The organism is uncultured Pluralibacter sp. (genome assembly GCF_913775985.1).
Taxonomy (GTDB): domain Bacteria; phylum Pseudomonadota; class Gammaproteobacteria; order Enterobacterales; family Enterobacteriaceae; genus Pluralibacter.
Window position 1 is genome coordinate 24,772 of the sequence record NZ_CAJYMB010000055.1, and the last position, 6,492, is coordinate 31,263.

9 protein-coding genes are annotated in these 6,492 nt (G+C 57.8%); 2 read left to right on the plus strand and 7 right to left on the minus strand.

What is annotated here, in order from left to right:
* Positions 1–5 precede the first annotated feature (5 nt).
* The 6 genes from artJ to QZ766_RS06645 form a co-directional block, all read right to left on the minus strand.
* Positions 6–737 (minus strand): arginine ABC transporter substrate-binding protein ArtJ, encoded by a 732-nt coding sequence (gene artJ / locus QZ766_RS06620; protein ID WP_297199119.1) that lies wholly within the window; start codon positions 735–737, stop codon positions 6–8.
* A gap of 161 nt (positions 738–898) precedes the next feature.
* Positions 899–1,567 (minus strand): arginine ABC transporter permease ArtM, encoded by a 669-nt coding sequence (gene artM / locus QZ766_RS06625; protein ID WP_297199121.1) that lies wholly within the window; start codon positions 1,565–1,567, stop codon positions 899–901.
* The gene (gene artQ / locus QZ766_RS06630; protein WP_297199124.1) at positions 1,567–2,283 is read right to left on the minus strand and encodes an arginine ABC transporter permease ArtQ; all 717 of its coding nucleotides are present in this window, start codon (positions 2,281–2,283) and stop codon (positions 1,567–1,569) included. Before artQ ends, artM begins: the two co-directional genes overlap by 1 nt.
* 6 nt (positions 2,284–2,289) lie before the next feature.
* Entirely contained in the window at positions 2,290–3,021 is a 732-nt protein-coding gene (artI, locus tag QZ766_RS06635; protein ID WP_297199127.1) for an arginine ABC transporter substrate-binding protein ArtI, read from the minus strand.
* 32 nt (positions 3,022–3,053) lie between these two features.
* A complete protein-coding gene (gene artP / locus QZ766_RS06640) occupies positions 3,054–3,782 on the minus strand; it encodes an arginine ABC transporter ATP-binding protein ArtP (RefSeq protein WP_297199130.1) in 729 nt (242 codons plus the stop codon).
* A gap of 198 nt (positions 3,783–3,980) precedes the next feature.
* Positions 3,981–4,496, minus strand: a complete 516-nt coding sequence (locus QZ766_RS06645) for a lipoprotein (RefSeq protein WP_297199133.1) — start codon at positions 4,494–4,496, stop codon at positions 3,981–3,983.
* Between the two features lie 282 nt (positions 4,497–4,778).
* On the opposite strand from QZ766_RS06645, the gene QZ766_RS06650 reads away from it, so the two are divergent.
* Complete coding sequence (locus tag QZ766_RS06650; protein ID WP_297199136.1) at positions 4,779–5,102, plus strand: heavy metal-binding domain-containing protein; 324 nt, start codon at positions 4,779–4,781, stop codon at positions 5,100–5,102.
* On the plus strand, positions 5,099–5,944 hold the full coding sequence (locus QZ766_RS06655) for an N-acetylmuramoyl-L-alanine amidase (RefSeq protein WP_297199138.1): 846 nt from the start codon (positions 5,099–5,101) through the stop codon (positions 5,942–5,944). Before QZ766_RS06650 ends, QZ766_RS06655 begins: the two co-directional genes overlap by 4 nt.
* Before the next feature lie 2 nt (positions 5,945–5,946).
* Here QZ766_RS06655 and QZ766_RS06660 read toward each other — a convergent pair.
* Positions 5,947–6,492 (minus strand): NAD-dependent epimerase/dehydratase family protein (locus tag QZ766_RS06660; RefSeq protein ID WP_297199141.1); only part of this gene is annotated, 546 nt, incomplete at its 5' end.

Below are 6,492 nucleotides of genomic sequence, written 5' to 3' on the forward strand. Positions count from 1 at the left end.
TCAGATCACTGCGGGAACCACTGGTCGCTGATTTTCTGGTAGGTGCCGTCGGCTTTAATGGCTTTAAGCGCGGCGTTCAGCTTCTCCAGCAGCGCCTTGTTGTCCGGGCGCACGGCGATGCCGAGGCCGGTGCCGAAGTACTGCGGATCGGTGACTTTGGCGGTTGCAGGGCCGAGCTGCGGATTGGTTTTCAGCCATTCGTTAACCACTGCCGTATCACCAAACACCCCGTCAATGCGGCCGTTTTTCAGGTCAATTATTGCATTCTGGTAGCTGTCGTAGGCCACGGTTTTCACTTCCGGGTGCTTGTCCTGCAGGTACTTCTGGTGCGTGGTGCCGTTCTCCATGCCGATGCGCTTGCCTTTCAGCTCGTCAAAGGAGTGGTAAGCGTCTTTCTTCGCAATCACCAGCGCCGAGTTGGCGTAATAGGGATCGGTAAATGCCACCTGCTTGCTGCGCTCCGGGGTAATGTCCATACCGGAAATCACCGCGTCATATTTGCGGAATTTGAGCGCCGGGATCAGGCTGTCAAACGCGTGGTTGGTAAAGGTGCACTGCGCCTGCATCTGGCTGCACAGCGCCTTCGCCAGATCCAGGTCGAAACCGACAATCTGATTGCTGGCGTCCAGAGATTCAAACGGCGGGTAGGTGGCGGAAACGCCGAAGCTGATTTTCTCCGCCGCAGAGGCGCTAAAAGTAAAGGCGGCTACGGCCGCGGCCAGAATCAGTTTTTTCATGGTAGAGCTCCCGGGGATCGGTTTTATTGGTGTTGTGTCCGGGAATTACCTTGCCACTGAGTGAATTTATATTCAATAGATGTGATTAAATATTTCTCATGAAAATAAAAAAGGCGGAGAGTCAATATGGCTCTCCGCCCGGTTTTTGTTTTTTATGCAAATTAGCTGCGGTGTTCAAACGCCAGTGCTTTGCGCTCAATAAGGCGCATCAGCAGGGTCAGCAGACCGTTCACCACCAGATAGACAATCCCCGCCGCGCCGAACACCATCACGTCGTAGGTGCGGCCGTACAGCAGCTGGCCGTGGCCCATCACTTCCATCAGGGTAATGGTGTAAGCCAGAGACGTACTCTTAAACACCAGCACCACTTCGTTCGAGTAAGAGGAGAGGGCGCGCTTAAACGCGTAGGGCAGCAGAATGGCGAGCGTATCTTTCTTACTCATTCCCAGCGCGCCGCAGGACTGCCACTGGCCTTCCGGGATCGCACGGATGGCGCCGTAAAAAAGCTGGGTGGTGTAGGCGGCGCTGTTGAGCGACAGGGCAATCATCGCGCACAGCCACGGCTCGGACAGCAGATGCCAGATAACCGGGTATTCCTGCAGCTGCGGGAACTGGCCCGGCCCGTAATAGATCAGGAAGATCTGCACCAGCAGCGGCGTACCGGTGAACAGCGTGATGTAGCCGCGCACCACCCATACCAGCACCGGCGTTTTAAGCGCCAGTACCACGGTAAACACCAGCGCCATAATCAGGGCAACGATCAGCGAGGCGGCGGTTAGCGTCAGGCTGGTATGCAGCCCCTTCATCAGTTCGGGCATGTACTCAAGCATCAGCCTGGCCTCCGTTCAAAGCGAGTCGCGCGCAGGTCAATGCGGTTGAGAATGTACTGGCTCAGCAGAGTGATCACCAGATAGATGGCCGCCGCCACGATATACCAGGTAAAGGGCTCCTGGGTGCGGGTGGCGATGCTTTTCGTCTGCAGCATCAGGTCGTTAACGCTGATAAGCGACACCAGCGCAGTATCTTTCAGCAGCACCAGCCACTGGTTGCCGAGCCCCGGCAGCGCGTGGCGCCACATCTGCGGCATCACCAGCCGAAAGAAGATGGCGCTTTTGCTCATCCCCAGCGCCTGGCCGGACTCCCACTGGCCCGCGGGTACCGCTTTCAGCGCGCCGCGCAGGGTCTGCGAGGCATAGGCGGCATACAGCAGGGAGAGGGCGATAGCGCCGCACAGGAACGGGCTGACGTCGAAGTTTTCTATCTGCATCTGGACGGGAATCTGCACGAAACCGAGGTTAAGCGTGAAGCCGTCCGACAGCATCAGCAGCAGCTGGGAGGAGCCGAAATAGATAAACAGGACCACCAGAATTTCCGGCAGCCCGCGCAGCACGGTCACCAGCGCGGTGCCGATCCACGCCACCGGGCGCCACGAAGCTGACTCCCACACGGCGAAGATCATAGCCAGCACCAGGCCGATGGCCAGCGCGCAGAGCGCAAGGCCGACGGTCATGCCGGCGGCGCTTGCTAATGGAAACATTTCGTTCATCAAGACTTACTTCTGGAACCATTTATTGTAGATATTCTGGTAAGTGCCGTTCTGCTTCACTTTATCCAGCGCAGCGTTGAATTTCTGCTGCAGTTCAGTGTTGCCCTGGCGCAGGGCGATGCCCAGGCCGGTACCGAAATAGTCTTTATCGGTTACCTTATCGCCCACGGCGGCCAGCTTATCGTTAGATTTCAGCCACTCGGTGACGACCGCGGTGTCGCCAAACACCGCGTCAATGCGGCCGTTCTGCAGATCCAGCTTCGCGTTCTGATAGCTGTCGTAAGGCACGGTGGTGATTTCCGGATGTTTGTCGGTAATGAATTTCTGGTGAGTTGTACCGTTCTGCACGCCGACTTTTTTGCCTTTCAGCTGATCGACGGTGGCGTATTTGCCTTTCTGGCCGACGAACAGGGCGGAGTTGTCATAGTACGGGTTGGTGAACAGCACCTGCTTTTCACGCTCGGGCGTAATGTCCATCCCGGCCATCACCGCGTCGATGCGGCGGAACTTGAGGCTTGGGATCAGGCTGTCGAAGGCCTGGTTGTTAAAGGTACAGGTGGCGTCAATCTCTTTACACAGGGCGTTTGCCAGATCCACGTCGAAGCCGACGATTTTATTGTTGACGTCGGTAGACTCAAACGGAGGATAAGAGGCTTCCGTGGCGAAACGGATAGTCTGGGCCGCAGCGGCAGAGAGGCTAACGCTTGCGAGCAGAGCGGCAATCACGATTTTTTTCATTGTCATTATTCCTGAAGCACCAGTGTGAAAAGTCAGTGTGAGAGATAGTGTTTAAACGCCTCGGTCTGCGGAGCAGTAAAGCACTCCGCACCACCTTGTTCAACAATGTGGCCGTTTTCCATGTAGATAACGCGGCTGGCGGTTTTGCGCGCCACTTCTACTTCATGGGTGACGATCACTTGCGTGATTTGGGTCTGCGCCAGCTCGCGAATAATGCTGACGATCTGGGCGGTGATTTCCGGATCCAGCGCGGCGGTAGGCTCGTCAAACAGCAGCACCTGCGGCTCCATCATCAGCGCCCGGGCAATGGCCACGCGCTGCTGCTGGCCGCCGGAGAGGTGCAGCGGATAGCGGTCGCTGAAGGGTTTAAGCTGGAGGCGGTCGAGCAGCTTTTCTGCCCGCGCCTTCGCCTGCTCTTTCGGCAGGCCGAGCACCCGGCAGGGCGCCTCAATCAGGTTGTGCAGCACGGTCAGGTGCGGCCACAGATTGTACTGCTGAAAAACCATGCCGACGTTCTGGCGCAGCTCGCGAATGGCTTTATCGGACGGCGCTCTACTGAAGTTAAACTGGTTGCCCGCAATGGAAAGTTTACCGGAGCGCGGCATTTCCAGCAGGTTGAGCACCCGCAGCAGGGAACTTTTTCCCGCGCCGCTAGGGCCAAGCAGCACCAGCGTTTCACCCTGGGGGCAATCCAGGGATATATCAAACAGCGCCTGGTGGGCGCCGTAGAAGCAGTTAATACCCTCTAGTTTTATACTCATCCAGCAGATCTAACCAATAGCAATTAAGACGGCAGATAATATCGCTAACAGAATAGTTATGCAATATTTATGCGTTAAAACTTAAATATAAAGCAAGTTTATGAGTAAAACCGGCGCAGTATCGCAGAATTAACCCGCAGAAATGACAATGCCGGTCGCCCTGCGGCGTACCGGCATTTTATTCAGTTTCGCGTTAACTTAACGCTTTTCGATCATCTGGCGCAGGGTGCCCGTCGGGGCGTTGTTGGCCGGGCTGAGGTAGCGTACGTCGTCGACCGCCCAGCACTGGCCTTCGCGAACCATCAGCACTTCATCCTGCCAGCGCTTGTCGCCCTGGTGCAGGGTAACGCGTAGCGGAATGTTGCGCGCGTCGGTATTGGGAATGGTGGAGGCGCTGGCGACGTCGGCGCTGTCCGGCAGCGTGGCGGAGGCATTAAACGGATCGTTGTTCAGCAGCGCCTGCTTCTGCGGATCCCGGCGGGCGGCGTCGAGAATTTTTGCAAAGTCATCGCTCAGGTACGGGCGCAGGGCGGTAAGATCGGCGTTGCGGTGCTGGATGCGGTAGTCATAAAACGCCTGAGCTACGGTATCCGGTCCGCCTTCAACGCAGGGACCGGCGCGCTGGCCAACGTCCTTGAACGCCGGCGTCACGGTGGTACAGGCGCTGAGCAGAAGCGCGCAGGGAAGAGCGAGAGCAGCAATGGAGTAGCGCATTATTGATTTCCTTATAGAATGTCTGTACCCGTCATCATTCAAACGGCTGATGTACTGATTTTCCTCATCCGTCCTGCTAGCCTGAGTTACGGCGCTCGGATTGCTGTCGCGGCATACCGCGGCGGCAGGATCGCCGGAACAGGGACTCGTCAACGCGTTGAGGATGGTTGTCATACAGCCCGAACGATTAAGGGTATACGGTCTCAGGTTTTTTTAAAGCATAGCGCATCGCCAAATTAAAGTTTTGGTCAACTGAGCTAAGGTATTGATGAAGGAGGACGAATGCAATACTCAACAACCCCCACCCTGGAAGGGCAACCGATCGTCGAATATTGCGGCGTGGTTACCGGTGAAGCAATTCTCGGCGCCAACATTTTCCGCGACTTTTTTGCCGGCATTCGCGATATCGTCGGCGGCCGCTCCGGCGCTTATGAAAAAGAGCTGCGCAAGGCGCGGGAGATTGCGTTCAAGGAGCTGGGCGAACAGGCCAAAAGCCTCGGTGCCGATGCGGTTGTGGGCATCGATATTGACTATGAAACGGTAGGTAAAGACAGCAGCATGCTGATGGTCAGCGTGAGCGGAACCGCCGTGAAGACCCGCCGATGAAACGCCTGTTGCTGATTTTATCCCTGGCGCTGCTGCTGGCGGGCTGCGCCTCGGAAGAGAAAGAGAAGGCTCAGGGCGTGGTGAACAAGCAGGGTTATCAGCTCGATACGCTGCACCCGGCGCGCAACGCCTATCCGCGCATTAAGATTCTGGTGCTGCACTACACCGCCGGGGATTTTGACGTTTCGATGCAGACCCTGACCGGCTCGCAGGTCAGCGCCCATTATCTGGTTCCCGCCACGCCGTATATGCAAAAGGGCAAGCCGCGCATCTATCAGCTGGTGCAGGAGAAAGATCTGGCGTGGCACGCCGGGCCGAGCTTCTGGCGCGGCGCAACCCGCATAAACGATACGTCGATAGGCATTGAGCTTGAGAATGCCGGCTGGCAGAAAAGCGGCGGCGAGAAAACCTTCGCCCCCTTTGCGCCGCAGCAGATTGACGCGCTGATCCCGCTGGTGAAAGACATTGTCGCCCGCTACCACATCGACCCCGAAAACGTGGTGGCCCACGCCGATATTGCCCCGCAGCGCAAAGACGATCCGGGCCCGATGTTCCCGTGGCTCCAGCTGGCCCGCACGGGGATTGGCGCATGGCCGGACAGCAGCCGCGTCTCTTACTATCTGCACGGCCGCTCGCCCTCCACGCCGGTGGCGCGCGCTACGCTGCTCGACCTGCTGGGCCGCTACGGCTATGAGGTAAAACCCGGGATGACCGCGCAGCAGCAGAAGCGGGTGATAATGGCATTTCAGATGCACTTCCGCCCGGCGCGCTGGGATGGACAGGCCGACGCCGAAACCCAGGCTATCGCCGAAGCGCTGCTGGAGAAATACGGCGAGGCGTGATGTCAGAGGTGCAGCTTGCCGTGGTCTTTCAGCCACAGAGCAGTCTGCACAATCCCTTCATCCAGCGAGACGATGGGACGGTAGCCCAGCTCCTGCTCCGCGCGCGAAATATCGAGCGTGAAGTCGAAGTTGAGCTTGGAGACGCCGTAGTGAGTCAGCGCCGGCTCTTTCGCTGACTTGCTGCCCAGCCGCTCCATGCTGCGGGCAATCATATCGAGCATCGGGTAGGGCACCGAGCGAATGCGGCATTTAATGTCGAGTTCGCTAATCAGCTTCTGCACGATGCTTTTCAGGCTGCGGGATTCGCCGTTGGTGATGTTGTACGCCCGTCCTGAAGGCAGCGCATCGCATTCGGGCTGGCTTGCCAGCCACATGGCATGCACCGCGTTTTCGTAATAGGTCATATCCACCATCGCCGATCCGCCGCGCGGCAGCAGCACACTGCCGTAATGCTGCATCATCTGCGCCAGCCGCGGAATAAACACCTTATCGTGCGGGCCAAACAGGCTCTGCGGCCGTAGCACCGTAAAGCGGGTGTTGGGGTTGGC

What these genes read in the sequence shown, in the direction of transcription:
- artJ (WP_297199119.1), bottom strand. Translation starts at nt 737, where the DNA reads ATGAAAAAACTGATTCTGGCCGCGGCCGTAGCCGCCTTTACTTTTAGC.
- artM (WP_297199121.1), bottom strand. Translation starts at nt 1,567, where the DNA reads ATGCTTGAGTACATGCCCGAACTGATGAAGGGGCTGCATACCAGCCTG.
- artQ (WP_297199124.1), bottom strand. Translation starts at nt 2,283, where the DNA reads ATGAACGAAATGTTTCCATTAGCAAGCGCCGCCGGCATGACCGTCGGC.
- artI (WP_297199127.1), bottom strand. Translation starts at nt 3,021, where the DNA reads ATGAAAAAAATCGTGATTGCCGCTCTGCTCGCAAGCGTTAGCCTCTCT.
- artP (WP_297199130.1), bottom strand. Translation starts at nt 3,782, where the DNA reads ATGAGTATAAAACTAGAGGGTATTAACTGCTTCTACGGCGCCCACCAG.
- QZ766_RS06645 (WP_297199133.1), bottom strand. Translation starts at nt 4,496, where the DNA reads ATGCGCTACTCCATTGCTGCTCTCGCTCTTCCCTGCGCGCTTCTGCTC.
- QZ766_RS06650 (WP_297199136.1), top strand. Translation starts at nt 4,779, where the DNA reads ATGCAATACTCAACAACCCCCACCCTGGAAGGGCAACCGATCGTCGAA.
- QZ766_RS06655 (WP_297199138.1), top strand. Translation starts at nt 5,099, where the DNA reads ATGAAACGCCTGTTGCTGATTTTATCCCTGGCGCTGCTGCTGGCGGGC.